General features: G+C 48.4%; 1 protein-coding gene. It reads right to left on the reverse strand.

The features are described from left to right. Positions 1-1,005, reverse strand: a 1,005-nt coding sequence (istA, locus tag R7Q41_RS24240) for an IS21 family transposase (RefSeq protein WP_318144734.1), incomplete at its 3' end; no start/stop codon positions are given. Between the last annotated feature and the right edge of the window lie 131 nt (positions 1,006-1,136).

The raw sequence follows: 1,136 nt of genomic DNA on the forward strand, positions 1-1,136 counted from the left end.
TTTGGCTCGCTTGGTTTCGGTATAGAGATATCGCTGTTTAGGAAGGGGCTTTAACGCGGGTTTATCGAGTTTGTCGAACAGTGCTTTGCGGCTCGCACCATACTGCTTCATCTCACGTTCGTTTAAGTCATTCATAAGCTCACGGATGGCGAGGTTCAGCTCTTTAAAGGTATGGAAAGTTTGATGGCGAAGTCGCATCATGATCCAACGTTCCACTAGGAGCACGGCATTCTCTGCCTTGGCTTTGTCTTTCGGTTTGTAAGGGCGAGCAGGCATCACTGCGGTTTGATAGTGATTGGCCAGTTTCTGATAGCTGTCGTTCAGTCTTGGCTCATAACGATTGGCTTTGGTGACCGCGCTACGCAGATTGTCGGGAACCAAGAGCTGTGGTACTCCACCGAAGTGCTCGAACGCATTGGCATGCGCCTCTAACCAGTAAGACTTTCCTTGGCTGGGGAAGGCTTCCACATAGGTGTAGTTGGACGCGCCTAAGGTCGCGACGAACACTTCCGCTTCACGCACTTCTCCTGTGTCAGGGTTGACCACCTGAAGCCTCGGCCCACAGTAGTCGATAAACAGCTTATCACCCGCAACATGAAGCTGGCGCATGCTGCGCTTTTGGGTTTTGAACCAACGAGTGAAGTGCTCGCAGAACTGAGTGTAAGCGTAAGATTGCTCTTGATATTGCTCATGATATTCCTGCCAGAGCAACATCTTCGTCATACCTTTACGTCTAAGTTCGACAGCGTATTGAGTGAAATCTGGCATGACTTTATCGCGACTGGCTTTCTTGCCGTGATACAGAGCTTGAGTGATATCAGCATCGCTACAACTTTCAGGCAGAGGCCAACCAAGTTGGCTTTGTTTAAAACGAGTAAGGAGTTCCGATATGGTTGACGGGCCGAGTTTAAGGCAAGAAGCGATGCTGCGATTTGAGAGACCGCAGTCGTACTTAAGGCGCAATACCTCTTTGATTTTGTTCATTGGAGTTCTCTTTTTTGCCATGGTCGCTTCCTTACTTTCTTGTTTAAGAAGTAAAGAATAGCGAGCTATTGATTTAAAAGAGAAAAAGGTAGGATTTCGGGCATTCCGATCGGGGTTTTCGCTATTCCGATCACCGATTTCGGAGTGAGGCT

This window comes from Vibrio sp. 2096 (genome assembly GCF_033339595.1).
Classification (GTDB): Bacteria; Pseudomonadota; Gammaproteobacteria; order Enterobacterales; family Vibrionaceae; genus Vibrio; species Vibrio alginolyticus.